This is a genomic window from Streptomyces sp. NPDC026500 (assembly GCF_055567635.1).
On sequence record NZ_JBVHQB010000033.1, the window covers coordinates 1 to 25,808 of the forward strand.

The window sequence follows — 25,808 nt, forward strand, 5'->3', positions numbered from 1 at the left end:
CCGACCAGGCAGCGGCCGAACCAGTGAACCTGAAAACATGTCAACCCGCCCTGACCTGCTAGTCAGCCACTCCCGCGCAGCGGGGGAACCTCAAGCTGACATCAGCGCCCGACATCAACAAGCTTGAACGGGGCCGGCCACCCACGCGACCACCACCAGGGGTAGCCTTCCCGTCCATTCGAAGGCCTCTGGAGGCGCGCAGTGCACACCATCGTTTTCCTGCTGCGGAGCACGCTGGGCCTTGGTGGCAGTCTGGTGTTTATGTGGGAGCTGAACCGCCAGGCTTCGGGTCCGGGCTGGAGGAAGCCGCGGGTCTCCTCCGCGGTGGCGGCTTTGCTGTTCGCCGGGCTACTCGCCGTCTAGAGATCGCCAGACGACGGGCCCTTCCTGTGCCCGTTCGGTCGGGAAACAGCAGGGAGCCACGGTCGCTGGCGGACAACGCTCACGAGAACCACCTCTGAACTATAGATACCTGGTCAGGGGCCGTTCGTAGCCATGTTGTTCGTCGTGCTCGGCGGGGCGCTTCAGATCTTCGGCAGGTCAAAGCCATGAGCAGCCCTAGTGCCGACATCGCTGACTGGTGCCAACAAGCCCGAGCTGCACCGAGCAGTGGCAGACGTCAGCGGTTGACCGGCCGAAGAAGAGCAAGGCTCGACCCCTGTCACAGGTGGCCCACGATCGACCTGACCCGGGAGTCCGCATGGCTCCGCGCCTTGCGGCTGGGCAAGGGCCAGGTGACGTGACGTGTATCGCCGTGACCTGGTTCGGCTCCAGGCCCTGTACGGCGAGGGGACTCTACGGATCGCTTCCATCGTCTTTTGGTGCTGGACGTGCTCTCGGCTGGAGGCGCCGTCCTCGATTACGTCCGCCCTCCTGCGAAGCGGCGCCGGTCACTGGAGAAGCGGGACGCGGGTTGAGTCCTGGCCGACAAGGCGTGCTCCCGCCGCCCGCTCGCGGGCGGCGGATCCGGGATCGGTTGGCGCCGGTTCGCCTTTGGTTGCTTCCCCAGCCCCCCAAGTCAGGCGCCGTATCCGAAGCCGCCGACGCTCGGCGCTCGGCGCTCGGCGCTCGGCGCTCGGCGCTCGGCGCTCGGCGCTCGGCGCTCGGCGCTCGGCGCTCGGCGCTCGGCGCTCGGGCGAGGAAGACCAATGGTGAACGTACAACCGCCGCGCGATGGCCGCCACGGCGCGATCCGCCACACACCCGCAGAGCACGACGGACAAAGCGGCCTACGGCCCAAGCGGCCGAGCTGGATTCGTAGTTGAACCCGAGAAGCTGCACGCTTCCCTCTAGATACGTTACTACTAGTTCCGTTATTGTCCCCGTCACGCCGGAGCGGCACTGGCCTCTGACCTGAACGGGCCGCGCCCCAGCCTTGCCACCGCTGCGATCCACCGACTCTGAAGGAGCCGCTATGCGCAGGCTCGACTGCCAGCACAACGTCTCCGTCCTCGTCCCCGGAGGCGGCGAGAACCGTTTCCGCCCCGGCTGGATCGCCAAAGTCCTGGAGCTCGCCGAACGCGGTCAGGATCTCTGACTCTCGTCGTTGTGGATCCTCCTTGCCACACGGTCGCGCCGGTCTCGTCGACCATCGCCGCCCGGTGGTGCCTTGCGCCCGCATCGATGCAGGCCCATACCTGGGCCCGTCGCTGGGTTCATCCGCCCTTCCTCGTTGCGAGCCGCATGCCGTCGGCCCGAGGAACCCGCCGTCGTCTGCGCAAACAACGACTACAACGCACATCCCAATCAGCAATCAGGGTGCCCCGAACAGCCGGGCGGCCACTCCTGCCGAGTCGCACAAGACAAGCCGCGCATCTGCCAGACCCGGCTCTTGGACCGCCCAACAACGTACGGAGACCGCCATGACCCACCCGCACGCCCCCCGCCTTCATCATCGTCCACGGCCTCACCGCCCAGGTGTGTCCTTCGCCCTGGTCAACGGCTCGGCCTTCGCCGTGCACGTGCTGCTCGCCTGCTCCGCAGCCGAGTTGATGGCCACCCGTGTCTGGGGAGGGGCCAGCGTCGGCATGCTGGCCCTGCTCTTCCAGGGCTCCCTGCTGGTGTGGACAGCGGCGCGGTACGACCGCCGCGCGGACCGACGACCGGCTCCTCAGGAGATCTGGGAGGAGAGCCGATGAGTCAGCGGATCCTGCTCGCCGCGCCCGGCGTCCTGGACAGTGACACGCACGTCTTCGTCCTTCTGGGCTTTCTGGCCTTCATCGTCCCCATCCTGTTCATCTGCGTTCTCAGCGGCCCCGAGAGGGACCGGGTCAACGAGTTCTATACAGCGGGCCGCAGGCTCAAGCCTCTGCGCGGGGCCCTCGTCCTGTCCGGCGTCTACCTGCCCACGGCCGCGGTGCTCGGCAACACGGGAAGTGTCGCGATCTTCGGCTACGACGGTCTGTTCATGACCCTGTGCACCGCGCTGTCCCTCGGCGTCCTCCTCCTGCTGGCGCGCCCCCTGAGGGAGCGCGCCGGTTACACCCTGGGCGACACGTTCGCCCTGCGGGCTCCAGGGCCGGGGGCGAGGATCGCTACCGCCGTCGTGACCTTGAGCGTGTGCGTCCCCGTCATGGTCGTACAGCTCTCCGGCGCGGGCGTGACCACCACGATGCTGCTGGGAATGACGGGGTCCGGTGCGGAGAAGACAGCCATCGTAATGATCGGCGCACTGGTCGTCTGCGCCACGGCGTTCGGCGGGATGCGCGGCACGGTCGTCATCCAGACGATCAAAACGGTGGTGCTGCTCGGCGCGGCCCTGACGGTGACAGCTGTGCTGCTCCATCGTTTTCACTGGAACACCGCTGCCCTGATCGACGCCGCCGGACAGGGCAGCGGCCGACCCGCCGGCTATACGCGCCCCGGCCTCCGCTACGCCGGCAGCGGCGATTGGCAGGGCACTCTCGACTTCATCGGCCTGATGATCACCATCGTGCTGGGTGTGGCGTGCCTGCCACACGTTGCCTTGCAACTGAGCAGCTCACCCGACGCGGCCACCGCACGCCGTACGGTGCGCCATACGATCGGCATCGTCACCTCTTTCTGCCTCATAACAGCCCTGATGGGCTTCGCGGCCGCCGCGTTGATCGGCGTACCCACGATCATTGCCGCCGATCCCGGAGGCAACAGCGCCCTGCTGCTGCTCACCGGCGAACTGGCAGGCGGCGCGTCCGCCGGCGCGAACGGGGCAATTCTCGTCGCCCTGGTCTCCTCCGCGGTATTCCTCACCACGCTGGGGGCGGTGGCGAGCATCACCCTGGCCGCTGCGGGAGCGATCGCCCACGACCTCTACACGAAGGCGCTCCGCCATGGGCGCATGACCGAGGGCCGGGAGGTGGCCGCCGCCCGCCTGGCGTCCGCCGGGGTCGGTGCACTGTGCATCGTGCTGGCAGTCTGGGTCCAGGGATGGAACGTCCTGTTCCTGACAGCGATGTCCCTGGCGGTGGCGGCCTCCTGCCTGCTTCCGGCGCTGGTGTACTCCGTCTTCTGGAGCGGCTACACACGGGCCGGGCTCCTCTGCACGCTGTACGGGGGCCTGCTCTGCGCCGTCGGACTACAGATATGCAGCCCCGTCTTCTCCGGCACCCCCTTGGCGCTCTTCCCTGAGTGGCGTATCGACTGGTTCCCCCTGCAGACGGTCACCCTCGTCTCGCTTCCTAGCGGCTTCCTGTTCGGCTGGCTGGGCAGCATCGTGCGAAGGCGCGATGCTCCACCAGCGCCACCGACCAGCTCGCCGGGCGTGATGTCGGCTCCGACACCGGCATTTGGCCACGTTGAGCGTCTGTGATGATTTGCGACTGCGCGCACCGATGGCTCCAGCACGAGTCTCACAGGGGCTTTGTGCGGATATCCAACTGATAGACGGTGCTCGTGCCGGTGGAGCGCCACTGTCTCAGCTCGACCACTGGGCCAGGGGCGTCAGCAGGGGGACGGGATGCTGCCTGCAGCGTTCACAGCATTGGCCGTTGCGGATGGGTCCGCGGTAGTGGCGGACGCGGGCACGGATGCGTGGCGAGAGTTGCGCGATCGGTTGGCCCGATGGTTCGGCCACGGGGATGCGGACCGTGAGCGGGAGGAGTTTGGCAGGGCCCGCGGTCTCACTCCTCGCCCGGCCGCGTGCGCCGCCGGCGCCAGGCCCGTTTGCGGCAACGGGGGGACAAGTGCCTTGCCGAGGCGGGACATTTCACGCCGACCACCCAACTCGCCTAGCACGCAGGGCAGTTCGCCGTCCGGGCAGCCTGGACCGCCTCGGTCCTCGCCCTCGAACGTCTCAGTCGTCGCCCAGTGCCGCGAGCGGCACTGGGCGACGAACAGAACACTGCCGTCGACGTCACCGACGGCATCAGCGGACGCTTCGACAAGGCTGCCAGCAGCTATGCAGCGAACCCTCCCTCCTAACCGCCTGCCCTGAGCCTGGCAGCGTCGTGATCGAAAGAATTTGACTGGCGGGGCAGTCGAACCCCCTTCCGTACCCGTCTTTACGGGGGAACGAGGGAGGGCACGATGAACGCCGACGAGGAACGCCAGTTCCGCGAGTTCGTGGCGGCGCGGTCGAGATCGCTGCTGCACACGGCCTACCTGCTGACCGGGGACTGGGAGCAGGGCCGTGATCTGCTCCAGACCGCGCTTGCCTCCACCGCTCGGCGTTGGTCGAAGCTGCGCGACCGGCAGCAGCCGGAGATCTATGTGCGCCGGGCGATCTACCACGCCCAGGTGGACCGCTTCCGACTGCTCAGCTGGGGACGGGAGACGGTCACCGACACACTGCCGGACCAACCGTCCGCGCAAGGCGCTGACTTGGCCGACGCCGTGGTCCAGCGGCAGGACATCATGGCCGCACTGCGGCGGCTGCCCAAGCGCCAGCGCGCGGTGATCGTTCTGCGCTACTTCGAGGACCGGCCGGACACCGAGATCGCGGCGATTCTGGGCGTCGCCCAGGGGACGGTCCGCAGCCAGACCCACAAGGCCCTCGCTTCCCTCCGCACCACCTTGGCCGAGGCAGGGCCGTCCGCCGCCTCCTCCACTGCCTCCGGAAGGGGCGTCATCGCATGAACGACTCGACCGAACACCCGCTGCACGAAACCTTGCTGCACGATGCCTTGCACGCCCATGTCCGAGAGAGCGGCAGTAATGCCGCCGGTCCTTATCTGGTCGGCCTGGCCGACGGCGCATTGAAGGTCGCCCGGCGGCGGCAGCGGCTGGCCCGCGCCGGGGTCGGCATCGCCGCCACCGCCGTGGTCGCCACCGCCTGGGTGGCCGTCGCAAACGGCGCGCCCCAGCATGCGCACGTAGTTCAGCCCGCCGTAGGGGGCACGGGGAACACCGAAAAGGTGGCACTGATGTCCATCCTGCCGGTCACCTCGTCCACGGAGCACCCCTGCACCCATGGCAGCGGGGGCTACACCGTGCACGCGAGCGCGACCCACCCGGCGTTCTGTATCCGCGCCGACCGGGCCAGGGGCATGACCGACGTCCGTGTCACCTCCGCGAAGGCCGACAAAAGCACTGTCGACGGCACCTGGAAGGTCGAGGTGACCCTCAACTCCGTCGACCGGACCCGCTTCGCCGCCCTCACCGGTTCCATCGCCGCGGCCCCGTTTCCGCGCAACGGATTCGCCATCGTCATCGACGGCACACTCTGGGGCAACCCCTTCGTGACCTCCTCGATCACTGGCGGCCGTCTCGAAATCGTCGGGGCCTTCGACGGGGACCTCACCAGCGCCACCGCCCACGACCTCGCCCTCCGGCTGGATACCGGCAGGTGACCCCCATGCCCTGTGACGTGCACCGATAGCCGGCGCAAGTGAGACGTCCGCCGGACTCCCCCCATGTCGCAGGGCAAACCCGGCTTCTGGGATACCGCCTTCACCCGCGGCAAGTCTTGGCGCCGGGCGAGCTTCCCGGCGCCTGAAGCCAACTCCTGCTGTGGCGTTGACGAACCTCTGACCAAGGTGCGCGAGTCCGTTCCGCACTCGATCGGCGAGGCGTTCAACCACCACCGCCTTCCTTTGAACCCGGTCGAACCGCCGACTGTGGCCATGCCGGCGACGGGAGTTGACCTCCTCTCTCACACGATCAACATCCCCGGCGCAACGCATGATTCGCAGGCCGGCCCGCCGGTCGAGCCGTTCCTCAACCACTCCGACTCGGAGGTGCGCGAGGAAGCAGGAGTCACAGCAGCCCAGATCACCGGATCCACCCCGGGAGCCCTCAACCACAACTCTTGACGACTGCTGCCAGGTTGGCCCCACAGTCGCTGTCGGTGGCGTCTTCTACCATCACCCTCATGGGAAGCCACTTCCAAACCGTCGTCGACCTGGACGCCACTCAAGCGGAAGCTCCAGCTCTTGCAGCCAGCGCCCTTGACTGGCTTGTCAGGGAAGGGATAGTCCGGGCCGAGCTCACCAATTGCGTTCTCGGGGCGCCGCTGGGCCACCCGCCCGGTCCTCTCTGGGGCAAGGCGGTCAGCCAGGCGGACTGGGAGCCCAGCGACGGACTCAAGATCGAGACAGGACGAACCGTCTTCCATGGTGGCCAGGGTGATGCCATGTTCGCGGTTTGCCCTCACTGCGCCGGCCAAGTGCACCTGTACACGGATGAGTGGGACGTGATCGAGGGCGCGTGGGAGCCCTTCGGGAAGGCCATCGAGACCTGGCAAGGCGCGGGCCGAGCCGCCGTTACCTGCCCACGCTGTCACCGAGCCGGTGACCTGACTGCGTGGACTTGGGACGACGACTACTACGCCTTCGGCTACCTGGGCTTTGAGTTCTGGGACTGGCCCGAGTTCAGTCCCAGCTTCCTCGAACAATTCACACACGCGCTGGGTGGCCATCGCATGACCTTGGTGGGGGGCAAACTCTGAGGGACGGAGCTATGCATGACTGCTTCTGGCCCCAATCGGCCCAGCCTGCGATGAACGATGCTCGCTGGGTCGTTCAGGACCCAGAGCCAGCCCGTCTCAGTTCCCGTCCCGGTTCCCGTCTCATTCAGCCCCGTTCACGGCCGTTCGGGGCGGGACCGCCAGCAGGCTTAGCCAGCCGCGCCGGCCGCCCATGAACCCAGGTGAACACCCCTGCACACAACCCAACAGCCCACCAACGCAGTTGGGAAGCGGGTGGTCCAATGCCCGGCGGTGAGTGAGGGGCGTAGAGCAGGCGCCGACGCACGCGCCATGGTCGAGAATGCCGCCATGGCTATGGACCTGGTGGCGTTCCTCAAGACGCGTCTGGACGAGGAGGCCGACCTGGCCCGACGCTGCGCCGGAGCCGGGTTTTCGGCGAAGTGGACCGCGCTCGGAACGGCAGTCGACTTCGGCCAAGGGGATGTCACCGGATTCGCACGCACCGGAGACCCCGCTCCCCCTCGCCGAACAGCCAGCGGGCACGCGGCACGCGGCACGCGGCACGCGGCAGCGTCGCACCTGATCGCCGGCGCCTGCCGACAACCGTGTGCGCACGGTCACGACGCGGCAAGATTCCACCCCGCGGTCGCCCAGCACGTGGCCCTGCACGACCCTGTCCGCGTACTGCGCGAAGTCGAGGCCAAGCAGCGTGCGCTGAACCGGCACACCCTCAGTCCGGCCGAAGGCGATCCCGAGCGGCCTTGGGACGACAGTGACGACTGCCCGTTCGACGGCGACCTCTGGCCCTGCGACGACCTACTCGATCTTGCCCTCCCCTACCGAGAGCACCCCGACTTTCCCGAGCACTACAAGACGAACTGGGCAACCCGGGAACAGGGCGACCGCACCCACAAGCGCACCGGATGGTGCGGAGAACAGCGGGGAATCCCGGTGAAGATATGCGAGCCCGTCGAAGCCGTACCTCGCCCGTACCTCCAGGTCGGCGTCAAGACCAGCCGCAAGTGATCGCAGCTTCCAAAGCTGAGGGCACCGTCCTGTTCTCGGGCGCCGTCTCTCGCTAACGTTGAGCCGTCGACCTCACGCACTTCAGGAGCTCTCGTGGCCATCGTGAAGTACACCTACGACGCAAAGTTGCACCGCGAGGGCACGGTGGGACGACGGGGCGGCTGTTCGTGGCATGGCCAGAATGGGTGTGGGGATCCGACCAGCAGCTACGAGACGCCGAACGGGATGATGGCCGCGTGCCCTCGCGCCGAGCGCCAGATCGAAGACCTTTACGGGCCGCCGTCAAGTCATGAGCGATAGTGTCGCCAGACTCCGCGAGGTGCAAGGCCACGTGCCGCGGGCGCCAGGTGCAGGGGTCAGCCACGGTCAACAAGGTTGGCTGGCGGGCGCAGTCGGGTTCGTCGGCTTGCCCGCGAAGGCGCAGGTCAAGGGGAAGGTACCGCACTCTCTCCTACATCGGGTGTTGATGGTCTTCATCGGACTGACGCCTCTATCCGAAGCCGATCCGCTGGCCCGGACAGTAGGGTGCACGTTCACAGGGGGGTGTGATGAGGTCATGGGGTCTCTCGCCATCACGTGGACTCTGTGGAGTCACGGCTGGGCCTTGGTCAAGGTGACTGACAATGAAAACGACGCGGATATCCTCCCTTCGTACGTCACTGACGGACCCGAGCAGTTCCTGTACGCGATTGCCAGGCTGGTGCTGGGAGACCGAGAGACGCGCGCCGAACTGGAGGGGGAGCCCCAGGTCTACCGATGGCTCTTCCGTCGGGACGGAGCTGAGGTCGACATCCGCCTCGTCGTGGCCGACGGCGACCAGGCGCCAGAAAGTTCGGGAACCGTTCTGTGGTCAGGTCGCCATACCGTTGCGGCACTGGCCAGGTCAGCCATACGCGCATTCGACCAGGTCTCTCACGAGCTCGGTGACGATGCCTACGCTGCTCAGTGGGGGCGTCCGTTTCCCCGAACCGAACTCGAAGCCCTACGCACCGCGATGCGGGCTCATGTCAGGGGCGCCGCGGTTCCTGACATCACCAGCTGAGATCAACGACTGCGGAGACAAGGAACGTTGAACAGTAGCGAGCTGTCGATGCAGAGCAGATCGACGCGCCCGTGGCGGGCGATCGTCTTGGTGAGCTGATTCTCGTCGGCGGCCTCGCTCGAGTTCGTTGACCAGCTTCCCGGCGAGTGCGTAACGGACGCGGGAGCCGGCCATCGCGGCGGCGGAGCCCAGCCGATCAGCAGGTGGGACTTGCCGGTGCCGGAGTCGCCGATCAAGCAGAGTGGTTCGCCTCTCTTGACCCATTCGCCGGTGGCGAGGTTACGGATCTGGGCGGGGTGACGTTGGGGTAGGCCGTGTAGTCGAAGTCGGAGAGCCATTTCTGGGGTGGGAAGCCGGCTGCGCGGATCCTTCGTTCGGACCGGCGCCGGTCGCGGTCCTCGCATTCGGCCATCAGCAGTTCGGCGAGGCAGCCGAGGTAGGACAGGTGCTCGCGTTCGGCGCCGTCCCCGCCGAGGTGGTCCAGCACGTAGGAGCGGACCTCGTCGCGCACCCCGTCGGCGTCCCAGCGTGTGCGCTTCGCAGGAGCCTCTGCATCGCGCCGGGACGGGCGTGGCCGGCCTCTTCGGCCGGCGGCCAGCCGTTCTTGCGTTCGACGCCGGACAGCAGTCCGAGGGTGAACGCCCGTTCCGTCGCCCGCGGTTCCACTCGGCGAAACCGGCCCGCGATGCGGGCGATGGCCTGGTCGAACATCGTCTGCCGGCGGGCCGCGTCCATGCTGTGGCCCGCGGCCATCGCACGATCTTCAGGAGTCCACACAATCGCTGATGATCACGCGTTGGCCGTTCTCATACTCACCCGGGCCCAGCGCAAAATCGCGAGGGCCGGCTGGATGGGGATGGCGCGCTCCGGCCCGAGGCAGCTGATCCACCTGTCAATCCCTTTGCGCGACCGGGCAGGTCATCCCTAGCGTGCCAGCGCATAGGAACCGTGCGCCAGAGCAGCGCGCCACACGAATGAGGAGCAACCGCCGTGGGAACCATGGTCTCGGTCAGGGGCTGGCTGGAGTGTGACGACGGACAGTTGGCCCAGATCCGTACCGAGCTGATGGTGGACGCCTCGACCACCTGGGCGGAGCTGCCCATCGACGACTACGCGGAGCGCACGGCGGCCACCAAGAAGGCCTGGCAGTCCATGAACGGTCAGCAGGTCGGTGACCCGGCCGAACTGTTCGCCGCCCTGCTCACCCTCTTCGGCCAGGAGCAGCCCCCGGCCCGTTTCATTGCCGGTGCCGACGCGATCGAAGCCGTTACCGTCAAGACCGACGCGCTGCGTGCGCAGGCCGATGCCTCGCGCGAGCTCGGCTCCGACCTCGCCTGCACCAACGTCTGAGGATCAGCCCCGGCAACTCCTCCCGATCAAAGAAGAGAGCCATGGAACACATCACGTCCACCACCACGCTGAAGGCCCCCGCCGAGCGCTTCACAGGCGACGTCTACCTCAACATGATCGAAACGCCCACCGAGCCCGCCCGCCTCACGGCCGGTCTGGTGCGCTTCACGCCGGGCGCCCACACCAACTGGCACTCCCACGCACTCGGCCAGGTTCTGTACATCACCGACGGTATCGGCCTGGTAGGCACCCGCGACGGGAACGTCGTACGTGTGAGCGCGGGCGAGACCGTCAAGTGCCCGGCCGGCGAGGAACACTGGCACGGTGCCACGGACACCACCCTCATGGCACACATCGCCCTGGTGGTCGGCGACGGCAATGGCGATGGCACCACCTGGCTGGAGCCCGTCACCGATGAGCAGTACGCCGCGGCCCTCGCCAGCGTCACGGGCTGAAGGTCTGGAGGAGACGGAGAGGAGGGTGAGTCACCGCGGCACCGGCCGGGGGCGGCGAAGGCTCTGGCGACCTGTCAGCCGCGGTCCAGTGGCAGGGGTGGCAGGAGTCGAACCTGCGGCATCCGGTTTTGGAGACCGGCGCTCTGGCCTCTGAGCTACACCCCTTCGATGCGTGACAGCTTTGCACGGACACCAGGTCCCTCTCCAACGGTTTTCCGTCTCCTCAGAGCAGGTGCGAGATACAGGCGTCCTTGCCCGGGATCACGCCTTGGTTGGTGTGGGGGGGGCGGCCGCAGGTGGTGCAGGTGCCGGTCGAGCACGGCAATATCTCTCGCCGGCACCGCCCGTTTGGCGGCGCTGGGGGCACCCGCGCGCGAGGAATCCATCCATCATGCAGCCCTCCACGCGCACCGCCGCCGGACAAGCCCCCGCCGAGTCCCCTGGTGGCGCCCCACCAGTCGGCGCGAGGCCATTGCGGCCTCCGGTCGACGGTCTCGAGGCCCGCATGGCCGCCGTCAAGAAGGACATGGACGCCCGGCTCGCGCTGGCGGCCGTCGCCTACGAGGTCAACACCGCGCACATCGAGACCACCCCTGTCGATTGGTCCCACATCGCGGCCCCACCACTGATTCCCACAGCACCGCTGACAACCCCGTGCCCGTACACCACACCCATTGCGGCGCTCCTGCACAGCGCCTCCCTGCGGCTGCAGGAAGGAGGCTGGTGCGCGGGAGCACTGATCGATGAGGACGGGAGCCTGTGTTCCCAGGGCGCGATCCGCATGGAGTCCGGCGGCGACCGCCACCTGGAGGCGCAGGCCATGGAGGTGCTGATGGAAGCAATCCGCAGACGGTTCGGCCCGCACGTGGAATCGGTGCCCTCCTTCAATGACGCCTGGGGCAACGGCCGTGAACCGACACGCATGCTGGAGCAGGCCGGCATCCTCGCGGACGCCCGTGGCATCTGAATCCGCGCGCTTGGACCAGATGGATGTGGGTCTTTTCGGGTCGCCTGGCCGTAGCCCACATGAAGGCCGTCACACCGGTGAGGGAAGTGCGGCCGCGCGCGCTGGGAGAAGAGGAACGCCGTGCTGTTGTGGTGGGGGCACGTCCCGGGCAGTCCGTGGGAGCCCGGCCCCTGCCCAGAACGTCCACCCAGCCCGAACCCGAGAGCCAGAGCAACCCAACGGAGTCCTACTCGCCGGCGCCGCCACCGGGCCCGTCCAGGGTGATGTCGTCGGCGTAGTACCTGCCCTGCGCGTACCAGCCGTGCACGTAGATCGTCGCGCTGGTCTGGGAGGCGCCGGTGGTGAAGGAGACGGTCAGTGGGCTGTATCCGGAGGGGGAAGTGGTCCAGGTGGAGGCACCGCCGTTCACGCCCAGGTAGACGTAGGAGCCGCGGACCCAGCCGCTGAGTGAGTAGGTGGTGTGCGGCCGTACCGCGATGGTCTGGTTGCACTGCGCGGTGTCGCTCGAACTCACCGTCCCCTGGAGGGCCTTGGAGCCGGCGTGGACGGGCGAGGTGACGATCGAGCCCGGGTTGCCGGTGCAGCTCCACGGCGAGAGGCTGCCCGACTCGAAGCCGGGGTTGGTCAGGACGTCGGCGGCTCCGACCGCGCCCGGGGCGGCCGACGTCGGGGCCGCCGACGCGCTCGCCGAGGGTGCGGCTGGGGTGGCGTCGGTACGGCTGGGGACCAGGAGGGAGCAGCCGAAGCCGACGACGGCCGCCGCGACGACCGCGATCACCACGGCCGCCCGGCGCTGTCCGGGCCCCAGGCGCGGGCGACCTGCGGGACCCGGTGGGCGGGAGTCGCCGTCGGGTGCGGGGAGTTCCTCCGTCTTGCCGCCGGGGACGGGCGGGAGTTCCTCTGTCTCGCCGCCGGCCTGGGTGTGTGAGAGGGGTGTGGCCACGGTCTCGTGGCTGCGGTAGTCCTTGTCCTGGCGTATCTCGTCGAGCAGTTGGGCCAGCGCGTCGGTGCGGCGCCGGCGCAGCACGCGGATGGGCTCCAGCGCGGGGCGGTCGTCCGGTGAGTCGGGCGCGGGCGGTGTGGGCACGGTGCTCTCCTTCCGTCCCGTGGCAGAGACCTGAGCTGTCGCTCTGGAATTGATACGCAACGCGGGCTCCGGAGGTTCAGCCGACGCCGCGCCTGGGGACAGGACGCGGGACGCCCGTGAGGTCAGGGACAGCCGTACGTCGATCAGGCGTTGACGCGGGCCGGTCCGAAGTCCTCGACCTTCATGCGCGCGGCGTTGGTGCCACGACGGCCGTAACGCATGACCCTCGCTGCTGAGTGTTCCGGTCGTGCCTGGGGGCATACCCGAGTGGCGCACCCACGACTACGTCCGCAACGGCCTGACCACCCAGTTCGCCGCGGTGATGGAGGCGATTCGGGTGCCTGGGCCCGGGCCGCCCCCGCATCAAGCCCTCCCAGTGATCGGCGGCAAGGGCTACAGCTCGAACGTGATCCGCAACTGGCTGCGTCGACGAGGCATCGCCCACTCCATCCCCGAGCAGGCCGATCAAGTCCGCAAACGCCTCAGGCGCGGCAGCCGCGGCGGTCGGCCACCCGTCTTCGACCAGCACTTCTACAAGCGGCGCAACGTGGTGCAACGGTGACAGGTTCCTGATCCCCAGCCGGGCGCAGGCCCGTCGGCTGCTGGAGACCGCGCGTGACGAGCTCGTGCGACTGACGGTGAAGGCGTCGAAGAGTGGTCTGGCCGCGATGGCGGTCCACCGGTTCGGGCGCCGATGATCCGGGCCGGCTGGGAGTGCGAGGTACTCCCAAATCTCCTGCCGCCGTGCAAGCAGGTCACCATCAACGTCCCCCGGCCGCCGGGTTCCGGCGGCGCTCGCCTGTCCTCGTTGCCGAGTCGCTTGATCTTGCGCCGTACCCGCTCCCCCATCCCCTGCCGCTGTCCGGCCTTCGACGCTGCCTGGTGCCGGCAGAGGTCAGCTGCCGATCGCGGTCATCACGTGCTTGATGCGCGTGTAGTCCTCAAAGCCGTACGAGGACAGGTCTTTGCCGTACCCGGACTTCTTGAAGCCGCCGTGTGGCATCTCGGCGACCAGCGGGATGTGGGTGTTGATCCACACGCAGCCGAAGTCCAGGCGGCGGGACATCCGCATGGCACGGGCGTGGTCCTTGGTCCACACGGAGGAGGCCAGCGCGAACTCCACGCCGTTGGCGTAGAAGATCGCCTGCTCCTCGTCGGAGAACTTTTGCACGGTGATGACCGGGCCGAAGACCTCGTTCTGGATGATCTCGTCGTCCTGCCGCAGCCCGGAGACGACGGTCGGGGCGTAGAAGTAGCCGACCTCTCCGACGCGATGGCCGCCGGTCGCTACCGATGCGTGGGCGGGGAGGCGCTCGATGAATCCGCTGACTTGCTTCAGCTGGTTGGCGTTATTGAGCGGGCCGTAGAACACGTCCTCGTCGTCGATCCCGCCGGTCTTGATCTCGGCTGCGGCCTTGGCCAGCGCGGCGACGAACTCGTCGTGGATCGACTCGTGCACCAGGACGCGGGTGGCGGCGGTGCAGTCCTGGCCGGCGTTGAAGAAGCCCGCCGCTGAGATTCCGTTGACGGCCTCGGTGATGTCGGCGTCCTCGAAGACCACGACCGGGGCCTTGCCGCCGAGCTCCAGGTGGACCCGCTTGACGTCCTTGGAGGCGGACTCGGCGACCTGGATGCCGGCGCGGACCGAGCCGGTGATGGAGGCCATCGCCGGGGTCTCGTGCTCGACCATCAGGCGGCCGGTCTCGCGGTCGCCGCAGATCACGTTGAGGACGCCGTTCGGCATTCCCATCCCGCGCAGCACGTCGCCGACGATCTCGGCGAGCAGCACGGTGGAGGCCGGGGTGGTGTCAGAAGGCTTGAGGACGACGGTGTTGCCCGCGGCGATCGCCGGGGCGAACTTCCAGACCGCCGTCATCATCGGGTAGTTCCACGGCGCGACCTGGGCACAGACTCCGACCGGTTCGCGGCGGATGATCGAGGTCATCCCATTCGTGTACTCGCCTGCGGACTTGCCCTCCAGCAGGCGGGCCGAACCGGCGAAAAAGCGGATGTGGTCGACCATCGGGCCGATCTCTTCGCTAGCGGTGATCCTTTTGGGCTTGCCGGTGTCGCGGCACTCGGCGTCGATCAGCTCCTGTGCCCGCGCCTCGACCGCGTCCGCGATCTTCAGCAGAGCCAGCTGGCGCTGGGCCGGGGTGGTGTCTCTCCAGCGTCCGAAGGCGGCTGCGGCGGCGGCCATCGCCCGGTCGACGTCGGCGGCGGCGGACACCGGCGCGGTGGCGTAGGCCTCGCCCGTGGCAGGGTCGATGACCAGGGTGGTCCGTCCGTCGGCCGCGTCGGTGAACGCACCGTCGATGTAGTTGCGCAGCGTGCTGAGCGCGCTCATGGCTCTCCTCCATAGGGTGTGGCGTGGTGGGTCGGAAGGACGGATGGGGCCGGGCGGGATTCCGGCCCGGCGGGCCGTCGACCCGAACGAGGCGACGGGCGCTGCCGGAATGTCGGGGGCGGACGTCAGCGATGCGCGGGGTTCAGGACTCCAGGTGGGTCGGTGCGAACATCCGCAGCAGGGCCGGCAGGACGACCACCGATGGCCCGGGGGCGGCGAGCGCCGCCGCCAGGTCCTCGCTCAGCCGTTCCGGGGTGGTCGCGATGGCGGAGACGCCGAAGGCCTCCGCGAGCCGGACGAAGTCCGGGCGGGTCAGTTCGGTGGCGGTGGCCTCGCCGAAGACGCCCTCCATGTACTCGCGCAGGATGCCGTAGCCGCCGTCGTCAACGATCAGCCAGGTGACCGGCAGCTGGTGCTGGGCTGCGGTGGCCAGTTCGGCAACGGAGTACATCGCGCCACCGTCGCCGGAGACGGCGAGCACGGGACGAGACTGTCCAGCCGCGTCGCCGTTGAGGGCCGCGGCGGCGCCGAGCGCGGCCGGCAGGCCGTACCCGAGGCCGCCTGCGCCCTGGGCGGACTGCATGGCCCCGGAGCGGCGGGCGTCCCAGGCGGACCAGGCCCAATAGCCGAGGATGGTCATGTCGAAGAACACGGGGGCGTCGTCGGGCAGGGCTTCCCGGACGGAGGCCAGCACCTGCTGCTCCAGCTCCAGGCCCTGGCCGTCGATCCGCTCACGGACCCGCTTGAGCAGTTCAGCGGTGGCGGCCTCGGCGCGGCCGTCGGCCTCTCTGGCCGGTACCGCGCCGGACAGCGCGGCCAGGGCGTTCCGGGCGTCGGCGTGGATGCCGAGCGCGGGATGGTTGGACTCCAGCTTGCCGAGGTCGGCCTCGATCTGGATCACCCGCCCGCGCGGGGCGAAGGTGTGGTAGTTGCTGGAGAGTTCGCCGAGCCCGGAGCCGACGACCAGGAGAACGTCGGCGTTCTCCAGGAGGTCGGTGGTGTGCCGGTCCTCGAGCCAGGTCTGAAGCGAGAGCGGGTGCTCCCAGGGGAAGGCGCCCTTGGCTCCGAAGGTGCAGGCGACGGGAGCGCGCAACTGTTCGGCGAGGCGCAGCAGTTCGGTCTCGGCGCCGGAGCGGACCACTCCCCCGCCGGCCAGGATCACCGGGCGTTCGGCGCGGGCGAGCAGCAGCGCCGCCTCGGACACCAGTTCGACGCGCGGGGCCAGCGGGCGGGGCTCGGGGCGCAGGTCGGCGACGGGCGGGATGGTGGTCTCGGCGAGGAGCACGTCCTGCGGGATCTCGACCCAGACCGGGCCGTGCGGGACCGTGAACGCGGACTCCCAGGCGGCCGCGACCGCGGAGGGGATCTGGGAGGCGTGCCGGGCGGTGTGCACGGACTTGACCACGTCGCGGAAGCTGGCCTGCTGGTCGACGAGTTCGTGCAGGTAGCCCTTGCGGCGCCCGCCGAGTCCGGCGCTGGGGATCTGGCTGCTGACTGCGAGGACCGGGACGGAGGCGGCGGCGGCCTCCTGCAGCGCGGCCAGTGAGGTGAGCGCGCCGGGGCCGGTGGAGAGGAGCAGCGGGGCGACGGTACCGGTGGTACGGGCGTACCCGTCGGCCGCGAAACCGGCGTTGTTCTCCACCCGCAGGCCGACGTAGCGCAGCGGGGAGCGGCGCAGCGCGTCGAACAGGCCGAGGGCGTGCTGGCCAGGGATGCCGAAGACGGTCTCGGCGCCGAGTGCGGTGAGCGACTCGACGACCAGGTCGCCGCCGTTGCGTGCCTTGGTCACTGGACGGTCTCCTTGCGGGCGGCGGCAATCTGACGGGTCATGATGGTCGTGAGTTCGCAGGCGGTGTGGGAGGCGGCGACGGAGGTGATCTCGGCGTGGTCGTGCGCGGGGGCGACCTCGACCAGGTCGGCCGAACCCGGGTTGCACGAGGGCAGCCCGCGGACGGTCTCGAGGAGCTCGCGGGAGGTGAGGCCGCCGGCCTCGGGAGTACCCGTGCCGGGTGCGTGCGCCGGGTCCAGGGCGTCGATGTCGATGGAGATGTGGAGCGGGCGGTCGCCGATACGTCGGCGCAGCTGATCGGCGACCTCGTCGACACCGTGGCGCATGACGTCGGCGGAGGTGACGATGCCGAAACCCAGCTTGGCGTCGGAGTCGAGGCCCTGCTTGCCGTACAGCCGGCCGTGCGTTCCGAGGTGGGAGAGCGCGGACGTGTCGAGGATGCCCTCCTCGACGGCGCGGCGGAACGGGGTGCCGTGGGTGTACTCGGCGCCGAAGTAGGTGTCCCACGTGTCGAGATGGGCGTCGAAGTGGAGCAGTGCGACCGGGCCCTGCTTCTTCGCGACGGACCGCAGCAGGGGCAACTCAATGGTGTGGTCGCCGCCGAGCGGCATCAGGCGGGCGCCGGTACCGAGCGGATCGTCGGCCGCGGCCTCGATCGTCTCGACGGCCTCGTCGATGTGGCACGGGTTTGCCGCGATGTCACCGGCGTCCGCGACCTGCGCGAGGGCGAACGGGGAGGTGTCCTGCGCCGGGCTATACGGGCGCAGCAGGCGCGGCCTCACGGATGGCGTTGCCACCGAAGCGGGCGCCGGGGTGGTACGAGACACCCGTGTCGAAAGGCACGCCGCCGACGGCGACATCGGCGGTGCCGACCTCGTCGAGTCGCGGCAGCCGCGCGAATGTCGCGGGACCGGCACAGCGGGGGAACGGCTGGCGTCAACCGGCCCCCGCGGGTGGAAGGTGCTGCTCATGAGGGTCCTCAGACGTTCTCAGTCGATGTGGTCGGGGGCGATCCGGAGCCGGGCGGCCCAGTCGAGCCCGTAGACCGTCGAGGTGGGGAATTGTTCAGAGCGCCGCGGTGGCGGGCTCGGCCTCGACCGAGGTGCGGTCGGACAGGCGGTCGCGCCAGTTCTCCAGGACCCGGGCCTCGGTGGGCCGGGTGACCAGGCTGACCGCCAGGTAGGCGCAGAGACTGACGCCGAGGCCGTAGTAGATCGGCTCGTTGGCCATGGTGCCCTTGATGATCATGAGCGCGATGACAGTGACACCACCGCCGATCATCGAGGCGAGCGCGCCCTGGACGTTTCCGCGCCGCCAGAGCAGGCCACCCAGGATCGGCACCAGCAGGCCGCCGACCAGCAGGTTGTAGGCGACGGTCAAGGCTGCAAGCACGTCGTCCAGCAGGCAGGCCAGGCCGATCGCGACCGCACCCAGGACGATGATCGCCAGCCGGTTGGAACCCACCTCGTCCTGCCCGGCGGCCTCCGACCGGTCCCGGCCGAAGCGGGTCCGCAGCCGGGCCCAGATGTCGTTGTTGGCGACGGTCGCGGAGGCGATCAGTGCGCCGCTGGCGGTGGACATCATCGCTGACAGCGCGGCGGCCAGCACCAGGCCGCGCACGCCGGTGGGCAGTGCGCTCTTGACTATGGTCGCGAAGGCGCTGTCGGCGCCCGGCAGTTGCGGGTAGAGCGCCTTGGTGGCCATGCCGATGACGGCCCCTGCCAGCGCGTAGACCAGGCAGTAGGCGCCGGCCACGGTGCCGCCCCAGGAGGCGACCTTGTCGGTGCGGGCGGTGAACACACGCTGCCAGATGTCCTGGCCGATCAGCATGCCGAAGGTGTAGATGAGCACGAAGGTGAGGATTGACTCACCGCCGATCGAGCCGAACGAGAAGTAGCCGTCGGGCAGCTTGTCGGCCATCGCGCCGAAGCCGCCGGCCTTGACCACGGCGATCGGCAGCAGGAGCAGCAGCACGCCGATCGACTTGACCACGAACTGCACCATGTCGGTCAGGGTGATCGACCACATGCCACCGAGCGCCGAGTAGCCGACCACGATGGTGCCGCCGATCACCACAGCCGCCCAGCGCGGCACGTCGAACAGCACGTCGAAGACGGTGGCGTAGGCGATGGTGGAGGTCACCGCGAGCATCAGCGTGTAGACCCACATGACCACGCCGGAGATGACGCTGGCGGCGTCGCCGTAGCGCAGCGAGAGCATCTCGGCCACGGTGTAGACCCGCAGCCGGGCGATCCTGGCGGAGAAGAAGATGCTGAGTGCCAGCAGGCCGAGGCCGATCGCGAAGACCATCCAGGCGCCGGAAAGGCCGTAGGTGTAGCCGAGGCGGACGCCGCCGATCGTGGAGGCGCCGCCGAGGACCACGGCCGCCATGGTGCCGGTGTACATCAGCGGGCCGAGGCGACGGCCGGCGACCAGGAAGTCACTCTTGGACCGGGCGCGTCTCTTGCCCCACCAGCCGACGCCGATGATGCCCAACAGGTAGGCGATGATCACGACATAGTCGACGGCCATGCGGTTCTCCGAATCCGTTGCGCCCCGTCGGTCGGGGACAGTGCTGTGGGGTGTCGCCGACGCGCGGTGGCTCGACAGCGGGTGGGGCCGGGTCCGTGGCGGACCGGGCCCGTACCAGGGTGGGAGGGCGGCGAAGACCTGGTGCGGTCCGCCGGGGCGGGAGCGGCGTGTACCGGCTCTCGGTACGAACCTAGGCCGGGCAGCCAGGCGGGTGGAAGTGTGCGTTCTGCCCATTGGTCAGTGCTGCAGTGGATTCGGTGCACACTGGGTCTGGGGCCGCGGGCACACTCGGACGGGGCACGCGACCAGCCCCTTCCCGAGCGATGAGGCAGAGCAATGTCGGATGCCCAGCAGGACGCGAGCGGTCCTTCCTCTCCGGCGGTACCGCCGTTGCCGCCCGGGCAGATTCCGCAGATCACCGTGCCGTTGAGCGCTGTGCTCGCACACGCCGAACTGGGGCTGCGCCGCGTGGCCGGGCCGGCCGAGGACCGGCCGGTTGCCATGGTGCACACCACCGAGTGGGAGGACCCGAGCGAGTACCTGCTCGGTGGCGAGCTGCTTCTCACCGCAGGCCGGCACCTGGGCACCGATGCATGGGATGCCGACGCCTACGTGCGGCGGCTGGTCGCTGCAGACGTAGCGGCACTCGGTTTCGGGGTGGCTCCGGTGCACGACGAGGTGCCCGCCACGCTCGTCGAGGCGTGCGACCGACACGGTCTGCGTCTGCTGAGGGTGCCGCCGCAGACGCCGTTCGTGGCCGTCGGACGCGTGGTGCACCTGGCCATGGCCGAGGTGCGCAGCCGGGACCTGCGGCGCATGTCCCAGGCTCAGGCCTCCTTGGCCTCTGCCGCGGCTCGGCCCGATGCGGTGGAGGCGGTGCTGCGGCAGCTGGCGTCCCACCTCGGTGCGTGGGTGGTGCTCTTGGACGGTGAGGGCGAGGAGCTCTTCGGTGCAGGTATGCGCCCCGCCGAGCCGGCGCCGCAGCGGCTGCGCGATCTCGCGTTCCGGTTGAGCGCACGACGGCGTCCGACGGCGGAGAACCCCCAGACGGTCCGCACTCCCGGGTCGGACACCGAGCACCACGGCGGAAGGCAGTTGCTCGCCCACACGCTGCCGGGCAGCGACACCAGCCCACTGGTGCTCGGCCTGGCCGCCCCGGCGCAGCTCTCCGCCGGCGACCGGTCGGTGACCGGTTTGGGTGTGGTGCTGCTGTCGCTGCTGACCGGCCCGCGACACGCGCTGGGCGGAGACACACGCAGCGCGGCGGCGCTGGTCCGGCTCCTGTTCGGCGCCGACGCGGCGGAGGTTGCCGCGCTGCTGCACCCTGCTGCGGGCACCCCCGACGGGTCGGCGCAGCGCTGGGTCGTGATCCACGGCCGCCGGGCCGCAGGGACCGCCCGCCGCTCGCAGCCGTCCTCGGACCCGGTCCATGTCGCGGCGCTGGGCACTGCGCTGGGCACCCCGTATCTGGAAGTCGACGGCGACGCCCTGCGTGCTGCGGTTCCGCTGGTCAAGGGCGGGCTCGGGGACGAGGCGACAGGCACACCCGCGGCCTGGGACGCGGCTGCCCGGCTCGGCTGGACGCTGGGCATCAGCTCACCGGCGACGGCCGCGGAGCTCCCGCTGGCCGCGGCCCGCGCCGAACGCGCCCTGCGCCAAGCGCTGGGCACACGGAGCAGGGTGGTACGCGATCGCGGCGGCGAGTTGAGCCTGCACACCCTGGTCGCGCCGGACGGTGCGCGCGCGCTGGCCCAAGCCCGGTTCGCTCCGCTGGCGGACGCCGGGGCACCGGGCGCGGAAGCGCTGCGAGAGACCCTGCAGACGTGGCTGTCGCTGAACTCCAGCTTCGACCGGACAGCGGCCGCGCTCGACCTGCACCGCAACACGGTGCGCCAGCGCATCACGCGCCTTGGTGTGCTGCTGGACGCCGATCTCCAGGACGCAGACGTGCGCATGGAGTTGTGGTTCGCTCTGCGCTGGCTGCCGGGCGGGGACGAGGCGGGTGGGCGGCCGACCGCAGCCACGTGACGGCACCGACCCGGCCGGGCATGCCGCGCCGGTAGTTCGCATGGTGGGCCGGCACCGCGAGTGTGTCTGCTGAGAAACAATCGTTGACGCATAGACAACTCGACCCTATGGTTGCGGCACCCGGCAGCGATCACGCAGTCCGAACGGACCGGTGATCCCTCAGGATCCAAGGGTCCGCGGCGCAGACGGGGCGAACCCGCAGAGCGCCCCGGCGGCCGACCACGGCCGCGCGAGGAGCGGCTGCACTCTGGACACCATCTCGTGGCGTGGATTCCCCTTTGCCGGCAGCGGCCGTCATCGTCCGATCCCGCATGCGCGAAAAGCCAAGAGAGGCCATGCCAAGATGAACGAGCAGACGACGACACCCCTCAACCGGCGGTCCTTCCTGCGGGCGGGGGCCGTCACCGCGCTCAGCGTCCCGTTCGCGGGCAGTCTCCTCACCGCCTGCAGCACCAAGTCCTCCAGCACGGCCGCGGCGAACACGACGGTGACCGTCACGTCGTACGGCGGTTCCTACAACGACCAGTTGACGAAGACGATCCTGACGCCGTTTCAGAAGAAGACGGGCATCCGGCCGACGCTGCTCGCCAATACCAGCCTGGCCGCGCTCAAGTCGCAGGTGCAGTCCGGTGACGTCCAGTGGGACCTGGTGGAACTCACCGCCCCCGAGTACGTCCAGGCCGTCGGCGAGGGGCTGCTGGAGAAGTTCGACTACGGCATCATCAGCGACAAGGGCCTGCCGGCCTACGCGAAGGCCGACTACGGCATCAAGTACCTGAGCTTCCTGTTCGTGATGGCCTGGGACCAGACGCACATCCCAGACGCCTCGGCGCCCACCAGTTGGGCACAGTTCTTCGACCAGGGACGGTACCGCACCAAGCGATCCGTGTACGGGCAGCTGTCGGACAGCTCGGTCCTGGAAGCGGCGCGCCTGGCGGAGGGCGTCCCATTCGACAAGATCTACCCGCTCGACGTGGACGCTGCCTTGCGCTACCTTGCGCAGCACCCGGGCCGCGACCGGCTCATTTACCACACCGCGAACCAAGAGCCGATCCAGCAGCTGACCTCGGGAGAGGTCGCGCTGTCGACGAGTTTCAACAACCGTATCAACGCCGCTCGCAAGGACGGCGCCAGGCTCAACTTCTCTTCCAGGAACGGGGTCTTGGCCGGCGACTACTTCGTGGTCCCCAAGGGCGCCCGCAACAAGGAGGCGGCGTTCCGGCTGATGGACTTCATGAGCAACGACGCGGACGCCGGCGCCGACTTCGACACGACGACCAACCTCACGCTGGCGAACACCGCCGCGCTCGCGAAGCTGCCCGCCGACGTCGCGGACGCCCTTCCCACCAGTCCGAAGCTGGCGGACAGCATCCTGGTCCGCGACGACCGCTGGTGGGCCGAGAACCTCAAGGCGACGGAGCAGGCATTCAAGCTGTGGCAGGCGGGTAGCTGACGATGCCCCTCGCCACATCGGCTCCCCCGCGGGCACCAAGCGCCGCGGCCCGCAGCCCCCTCCGCCGCCTCCGCGCAGGATGGCTTCTCCTCCTCGCGCCGATCGCCGTGTTCGACGCGCTCCTCTTCCTCACCCCGCTGGGCCGGCTCGTCACCTCCAGCATGCGCGACCAGGCCTACCAGCGGGTCCTGCGGGACCCGTTGGTCATCCGGTCACTGGTGAACACCCTCGAAATCAGCGCGCTGTCCACGCTGGCGACCATCGTCCTCGGCTATCTGCTGGCCATGGTGATCTGGCGTCGAGGCCCGCTCGCACGCGTCGTGCTGTTCGCGCTGGTCCTCCTGCCCTTTTGGACCGGCGTCCTCGTGAAGAACTTCGCGTGGGCGGTCCTCCTGCAGGACAACGGACTGGTGAACAGCGCCCTGCAGGCACTGGGCCTCACCGACCACTCGCTGGCGCTCTTGCACAACCGGTTCGCCGTCGTGGTCGGCATGGTGCACTACCTGCTCCCCTATGCCGTGTTCCCGATCTTCGCGGCACTGGCCGCGATCGACAACCGGCTGGAGCTGGCGGCGCGTTCCCTGGGCGCGAGCGAGTCCTCGATCTTCCGCCGGGTCATCCTGCCCCTCACCATGCCGGGCGTGTCCGCGGCAGGGCTTCTGGTGTTCATCATCAGCACCGGCTTCTTCATCACACCGGTCGTCCTCGGCGGCCCCGGGGACATGATGATCGCCAACGAAATCGACTTCTACGCGCGGCAGTTGACCGACTTCGCCGGCGCGTCGGCACTCGCGCTCGTACTGACCGCCATAGTGAGCGTCCTTGTGGCCGCGTACCAGCGGATCCTTCGCGCAGGAGGCGCACATGACGTCGGCTAGACCTCGGTTCTCGCCAGCCCTGCTGGCCGCTGTGCCCATCTTCGTCTTCCTCGTCGTGCCCACGGTGATCGTGGTACCGATGGCGTTCAACCAGAGCCGGTACATCACGTTCCCGCCTGACCATCTCTCTCTCGACGCGGTCAACGGATTCCTCGGGGATCAGGCCTGGACCAGCGCCGTGGCCGCAAGCATGCAGGCTGCCGGGATCGCGGTGGCACTCGCCGTGTTGTTGGGCGGCACCGCCGCCGTGGCCCTGCACGGACGCACCTTTCCCGGGCGGGCTGCTGTCACCGGGGTGATCCTCGCCCCCATGATTGTCCCGGCCATCGTCCTGGCTCTGGCGTTCTATCAGTTCTTCACCTCCGCCGGCCTGGTCGGCACCATCCTTCCCATCGGCCTGGCCCACGCGGTCATCGCCACGCCCTACGCCTTCCTCACCGTCCGCGCCAGCCTGTCCGGACTCAACCCGGCCCTGGTCCGCTCGGCTCGGAGCCTCGGAGCGGGATGGCTGTCGGTGGCGCGCTTCGTCCACCTGCCCGTCATTCGGCCCGGACTCATCGCAGGAGCGCTCTTCGCCTTCTCCGTCTCCATCGACGAGACGGTGATCGCCCTGTTCCTGCAGTCGCCGGCCGCCACGACACTCCCCGTCAAGATGTTCACCGACATCCAGTACAACCTGACACCGAAGATCGCGGTCTCCTCGGCCATGCTGGTCACCGTCGCCACGCTCGGGCTGCTGGTGCAGGTCTGCTTCACGATCCGCCGCCGTTCCACCACCCAGATGCTGCCGCTGACCACCACGGCCGCCGAACCGAAAGGGTGAGCCCATGGCCACGTCAGCTGCACTTCAAGCAGCCACCCCCACCGCCAGTGCCGCGGAAGAGGGCTCCATCGAACTGCGCCGCGTCCGCAGGACCTACGGTGATGTCACGGCCGTCGACGATCTCGACCTGACCGTGCGCCCCGGCGAGTTCGTCACCCTCTTGGGACCGAGCGGCTCGGGCAAGACGACGACCATGATGATGGTCGCCGGCTTCGAGGAACTCACTTCCGGCATGGTCCTGATCAACGGCCGGCCGGTCGACACGCTGCCGCCCAAGGACCGCGACTTGGGCATCGTGTTCCAGAGCTACGCGCTCTTCCCGCACATGAGTGCCCGGGAGAACGTCGAGTTCCCGCTGCGGATGCGTCGGGTCCGGCCGACCGAGCGACGCCGCCGGGCCGAGGAAGCACTCGACCGCGTCGGCCTGGCGAAGCTCGGCGACCGCCGCCCCCGCGAGCTCTCCGGCGGGCAGCAGCAGCGCGTCGCCCTGGCCCGCGCCCTGGTCTTCAATCCGTCGGCGCTCCTGCTCGACGAGCCAATGGCCGCGCTGGACAAACGGCTCCGTGAGCAGATGCAGGAGGAGATCAAAACCATCCAGCGTTCCCTCGGGATCTCCGTCCTGTTCGTCACCCACGATCAAGACGAAGCCATGTCCATGTCGGACAGAATCGTGGTCATGCGAGACGGCAGGATCGTGCAGCAGGGCCCGCCCGAGGACGTGTACGCACACCCCGTGAACGACTGGGTGGCCAACTTCCTCGGCGACACCAATCTCCTGCCCTGCACCGTACTGGAACGATCCGGCGACACCGCCGTCGTCGACCTCGGCGCCCTCGGCACGGGCCGGGTACGCGACCGCGGAGCCCACGGCGAACGGTACGCCGTGTCCATCCGCCCCGAACACCTGGCGTTCCTTCCCGAAAACCGGACGGAGAACAGCGCTACGGGCCGCCTCACTTCCTCCACCAACCTCGGCGCGACCATCCGCCACCGCGTGCACGCTGGAGGACAGGACCTCCTCCTGCGGGAACTCTGCGCAAGCCAACGCGCCCCCCGCGCGACCGGTGACGACGTGTGCATCGGCTGGAACCAAGAGGAAGCCCAACTGCTCGTCCTCGATTCCTGACCGTCCAGGATTCCCACCCCCCAGTCGTACCGACGCCCAACCGACCGGCGGCAGGGCCCCGACC

General features: G+C 69.1%; 21 protein-coding genes, 1 tRNA gene and 4 pseudogenes. 18 read left to right on the forward strand and 8 right to left on the reverse strand.

The window, feature by feature from the left end; genetic code table 11:
* Positions 1–1,414 precede the first annotated feature (1,414 nt).
* The 9 genes from ACZ4N5_RS38330 (at position 1,415) to ACZ4N5_RS38370 (ending at position 8,909) form a co-directional block, all read left to right on the forward strand.
* Entirely contained in the window at positions 1,415–1,537 is a 123-nt protein-coding gene (locus tag ACZ4N5_RS38330) for a hypothetical protein (RefSeq protein WP_467761632.1), read from the forward strand.
* A gap of 382 nt (positions 1,538–1,919) precedes the next feature.
* A complete protein-coding gene (locus ACZ4N5_RS38335) occupies positions 1,920–2,138 on the forward strand; it encodes a hypothetical protein (RefSeq protein ID WP_467761633.1) in 219 nt (72 codons plus the stop codon).
* Entirely contained in the window at positions 2,135–3,787 is a 1,653-nt protein-coding gene (locus tag ACZ4N5_RS38340) for a sodium/solute symporter (RefSeq protein WP_467761634.1), read from the forward strand. Before ACZ4N5_RS38335 ends, ACZ4N5_RS38340 begins: the two co-directional genes overlap by 4 nt.
* A gap of 716 nt (positions 3,788–4,503) precedes the next feature.
* Positions 4,504–5,052: a SigE family RNA polymerase sigma factor gene (locus tag ACZ4N5_RS38345; RefSeq protein ID WP_467761635.1), complete on the forward strand. Its 549-nt coding sequence runs from the start codon at positions 4,504–4,506 to the stop codon at positions 5,050–5,052.
* Positions 5,049–5,765, forward strand: a complete 717-nt coding sequence (locus ACZ4N5_RS38350; protein ID WP_467761636.1) for a SecDF P1 head subdomain-containing protein — start codon at positions 5,049–5,051, stop codon at positions 5,763–5,765. Before ACZ4N5_RS38345 ends, ACZ4N5_RS38350 begins: the two co-directional genes overlap by 4 nt.
* 63 nt (positions 5,766–5,828) lie before the next feature.
* Positions 5,829–6,227: a hypothetical protein gene (locus ACZ4N5_RS38355; RefSeq protein WP_467761637.1), complete on the forward strand. Its 399-nt coding sequence runs from the start codon at positions 5,829–5,831 to the stop codon at positions 6,225–6,227.
* A gap of 59 nt (positions 6,228–6,286) precedes the next feature.
* Positions 6,287–6,862, forward strand: coding sequence for a hypothetical protein (locus ACZ4N5_RS38360; RefSeq protein WP_467761638.1), 576 nt, complete (start codon positions 6,287–6,289; stop codon positions 6,860–6,862).
* Between the two features lie 327 nt (positions 6,863–7,189).
* Positions 7,190–7,867 carry a DUF6221 family protein gene (locus ACZ4N5_RS38365; protein ID WP_467761639.1) on the forward strand — a complete coding sequence of 226 codons (678 nt, stop codon included), beginning with the start codon at positions 7,190–7,192 and terminating at the stop codon, positions 7,865–7,867.
* A gap of 289 nt (positions 7,868–8,156) precedes the next feature.
* Positions 8,157–8,909, forward strand: coding sequence for a hypothetical protein (locus ACZ4N5_RS38370; RefSeq protein ID WP_467761640.1), 753 nt, complete (start codon positions 8,157–8,159; stop codon positions 8,907–8,909).
* Positions 8,910–8,953: 44 nt separating this feature from the next.
* On the opposite strand, the pseudogene ACZ4N5_RS38375 reads toward ACZ4N5_RS38370, so the two are convergent.
* A pseudogene (locus tag ACZ4N5_RS38375) lies at positions 8,954–9,369 on the reverse strand (ATP-binding protein); the annotation flags it as partial.
* Positions 9,370–9,605: pseudogene (locus tag ACZ4N5_RS38380) on the reverse strand (IS701 family transposase); the annotation flags it as partial. It abuts the pseudogene before it with no gap.
* A gap of 303 nt (positions 9,606–9,908) precedes the next feature.
* On the opposite strand from ACZ4N5_RS38380, the gene ACZ4N5_RS38385 reads away from it, so the two are divergent.
* Both ACZ4N5_RS38385 and ACZ4N5_RS38390 read left to right on the forward strand, forming a co-directional pair.
* Positions 9,909–10,259, forward strand: coding sequence for a short-chain dehydrogenase/reductase SDR (locus ACZ4N5_RS38385; RefSeq protein ID WP_467761684.1), 351 nt, complete (start codon positions 9,909–9,911; stop codon positions 10,257–10,259).
* A 41-nt stretch (positions 10,260–10,300) separates the two neighbouring features.
* Entirely contained in the window at positions 10,301–10,714 is a 414-nt protein-coding gene (locus ACZ4N5_RS38390) for a (R)-mandelonitrile lyase (protein WP_467761641.1), read from the forward strand.
* 89 nt (positions 10,715–10,803) lie between these two features.
* Here ACZ4N5_RS38390 and ACZ4N5_RS38395 read toward each other — a convergent pair.
* A tRNA-Trp gene (locus tag ACZ4N5_RS38395) sits at positions 10,804–10,879 on the reverse strand.
* Between the two features lie 226 nt (positions 10,880–11,105).
* Between ACZ4N5_RS38395 and ACZ4N5_RS38400 the strand changes: the two genes are divergently transcribed.
* Positions 11,106–11,681 (forward strand): DUF6197 family protein, encoded by a 576-nt coding sequence (locus ACZ4N5_RS38400; protein ID WP_467761642.1) that lies wholly within the window; start codon positions 11,106–11,108, stop codon positions 11,679–11,681.
* 232 nt (positions 11,682–11,913) lie between these two features.
* Here ACZ4N5_RS38400 and ACZ4N5_RS38405 read toward each other — a convergent pair.
* Positions 11,914–12,459, reverse strand: a pseudogene (locus ACZ4N5_RS38405) (carbohydrate binding domain-containing protein); the annotation flags it as partial.
* 556 nt (positions 12,460–13,015) lie between these two features.
* On the opposite strand from ACZ4N5_RS38405, the gene ACZ4N5_RS38410 reads away from it, so the two are divergent.
* Positions 13,016–13,330, forward strand: a complete 315-nt coding sequence (locus tag ACZ4N5_RS38410; RefSeq protein ID WP_467761643.1) for a hypothetical protein — start codon at positions 13,016–13,018, stop codon at positions 13,328–13,330.
* A gap of 333 nt (positions 13,331–13,663) precedes the next feature.
* Here ACZ4N5_RS38410 and ACZ4N5_RS38415 read toward each other — a convergent pair whose 3' ends face one another.
* From ACZ4N5_RS38415 to ACZ4N5_RS38430, 4 genes and pseudogenes are all read right to left on the reverse strand, one after another.
* Positions 13,664–15,115: a gamma-aminobutyraldehyde dehydrogenase gene (locus ACZ4N5_RS38415; protein WP_467761644.1), complete on the reverse strand. Its 1,452-nt coding sequence runs from the start codon at positions 15,113–15,115 to the stop codon at positions 13,664–13,666.
* Positions 15,116–15,257: 142 nt separating this feature from the next.
* Positions 15,258–16,964, reverse strand: coding sequence for a thiamine pyrophosphate-binding protein (locus tag ACZ4N5_RS38420; protein ID WP_467761685.1), 1,707 nt, complete (start codon positions 16,962–16,964; stop codon positions 15,258–15,260).
* A pseudogene (speB, locus tag ACZ4N5_RS38425) lies at positions 16,901–17,875 on the reverse strand (agmatinase). The gene ACZ4N5_RS38420 and the pseudogene speB overlap by 64 nt, the downstream one beginning before the upstream one ends.
* A 94-nt stretch (positions 17,876–17,969) precedes the next feature.
* Positions 17,970–19,436 carry a sodium:solute symporter family protein gene (locus ACZ4N5_RS38430; RefSeq protein ID WP_467761645.1) on the reverse strand — a complete coding sequence of 489 codons (1,467 nt, stop codon included), beginning with the start codon at positions 19,434–19,436 and terminating at the stop codon, positions 17,970–17,972.
* Positions 19,437–19,772: 336 nt separating this feature from the next.
* Here ACZ4N5_RS38430 and ACZ4N5_RS38435 point away from each other — a divergent pair, with 336 nt between their 5' ends.
* From ACZ4N5_RS38435 to ACZ4N5_RS38455, 5 genes are all read left to right on the forward strand, one after another.
* Positions 19,773–21,464 carry a PucR family transcriptional regulator ligand-binding domain-containing protein gene (locus tag ACZ4N5_RS38435; RefSeq protein ID WP_467761646.1) on the forward strand — a complete coding sequence of 564 codons (1,692 nt, stop codon included), beginning with the start codon at positions 19,773–19,775 and terminating at the stop codon, positions 21,462–21,464.
* Positions 21,465–21,807: 343 nt separating this feature from the next.
* Positions 21,808–22,917 (forward strand): extracellular solute-binding protein, encoded by a 1,110-nt coding sequence (locus ACZ4N5_RS38440; protein WP_467761647.1) that lies wholly within the window; start codon positions 21,808–21,810, stop codon positions 22,915–22,917.
* A gap of 107 nt (positions 22,918–23,024) precedes the next feature.
* Positions 23,025–23,795: an ABC transporter permease gene (locus ACZ4N5_RS38445; RefSeq protein WP_467761648.1), complete on the forward strand. Its 771-nt coding sequence runs from the start codon at positions 23,025–23,027 to the stop codon at positions 23,793–23,795.
* Positions 23,782–24,618, forward strand: a complete 837-nt coding sequence (locus ACZ4N5_RS38450; RefSeq protein WP_467761649.1) for an ABC transporter permease — start codon at positions 23,782–23,784, stop codon at positions 24,616–24,618. Before ACZ4N5_RS38445 ends, ACZ4N5_RS38450 begins: the two co-directional genes overlap by 14 nt.
* A gap of 4 nt (positions 24,619–24,622) precedes the next feature.
* The gene (locus ACZ4N5_RS38455; protein ID WP_467761650.1) at positions 24,623–25,744 is read left to right on the forward strand and encodes an ABC transporter ATP-binding protein; all 1,122 of its coding nucleotides are present in this window, start codon (positions 24,623–24,625) and stop codon (positions 25,742–25,744) included.
* Positions 25,745–25,808: the final 64 nt, after the last annotated feature.

What these genes read in the sequence shown, in the direction of transcription:
- ACZ4N5_RS38330 (WP_467761632.1), top strand. Translation starts at nt 1,415, where the DNA reads ATGCGCAGGCTCGACTGCCAGCACAACGTCTCCGTCCTCGTCCCCGGA.
- ACZ4N5_RS38340 (WP_467761634.1), top strand. Translation starts at nt 2,135, where the DNA reads ATGAGTCAGCGGATCCTGCTCGCCGCGCCCGGCGTCCTGGACAGTGAC.
- ACZ4N5_RS38345 (WP_467761635.1), top strand. Translation starts at nt 4,504, where the DNA reads ATGAACGCCGACGAGGAACGCCAGTTCCGCGAGTTCGTGGCGGCGCGG.
- ACZ4N5_RS38350 (WP_467761636.1), top strand. Translation starts at nt 5,049, where the DNA reads ATGAACGACTCGACCGAACACCCGCTGCACGAAACCTTGCTGCACGAT.
- ACZ4N5_RS38355 (WP_467761637.1), top strand. Translation starts at nt 5,829, where the DNA reads ATGTCGCAGGGCAAACCCGGCTTCTGGGATACCGCCTTCACCCGCGGC.
- ACZ4N5_RS38360 (WP_467761638.1), top strand. Translation starts at nt 6,287, where the DNA reads ATGGGAAGCCACTTCCAAACCGTCGTCGACCTGGACGCCACTCAAGCG.
- ACZ4N5_RS38365 (WP_467761639.1), top strand. Translation starts at nt 7,190, where the DNA reads ATGGCTATGGACCTGGTGGCGTTCCTCAAGACGCGTCTGGACGAGGAG.
- ACZ4N5_RS38370 (WP_467761640.1), top strand. Translation starts at nt 8,157, where the DNA reads ATGAGCGATAGTGTCGCCAGACTCCGCGAGGTGCAAGGCCACGTGCCG.
- ACZ4N5_RS38385 (WP_467761684.1), top strand. Translation starts at nt 9,909, where the DNA reads ATGGTCTCGGTCAGGGGCTGGCTGGAGTGTGACGACGGACAGTTGGCC.
- ACZ4N5_RS38390 (WP_467761641.1), top strand. Translation starts at nt 10,301, where the DNA reads ATGGAACACATCACGTCCACCACCACGCTGAAGGCCCCCGCCGAGCGC.
- ACZ4N5_RS38400 (WP_467761642.1), top strand. Translation starts at nt 11,106, where the DNA reads ATGCAGCCCTCCACGCGCACCGCCGCCGGACAAGCCCCCGCCGAGTCC.
- ACZ4N5_RS38415 (WP_467761644.1), bottom strand. Translation starts at nt 15,115, where the DNA reads ATGAGCGCGCTCAGCACGCTGCGCAACTACATCGACGGTGCGTTCACC.
- ACZ4N5_RS38430 (WP_467761645.1), bottom strand. Translation starts at nt 19,436, where the DNA reads ATGGCCGTCGACTATGTCGTGATCATCGCCTACCTGTTGGGCATCATC.
- ACZ4N5_RS38435 (WP_467761646.1), top strand. Translation starts at nt 19,773, where the DNA reads ATGTCGGATGCCCAGCAGGACGCGAGCGGTCCTTCCTCTCCGGCGGTA.
- ACZ4N5_RS38440 (WP_467761647.1), top strand. Translation starts at nt 21,808, where the DNA reads ATGAACGAGCAGACGACGACACCCCTCAACCGGCGGTCCTTCCTGCGG.
- ACZ4N5_RS38450 (WP_467761649.1), top strand. Translation starts at nt 23,782, where the DNA reads ATGACGTCGGCTAGACCTCGGTTCTCGCCAGCCCTGCTGGCCGCTGTG.
- ACZ4N5_RS38455 (WP_467761650.1), top strand. Translation starts at nt 24,623, where the DNA reads ATGGCCACGTCAGCTGCACTTCAAGCAGCCACCCCCACCGCCAGTGCC.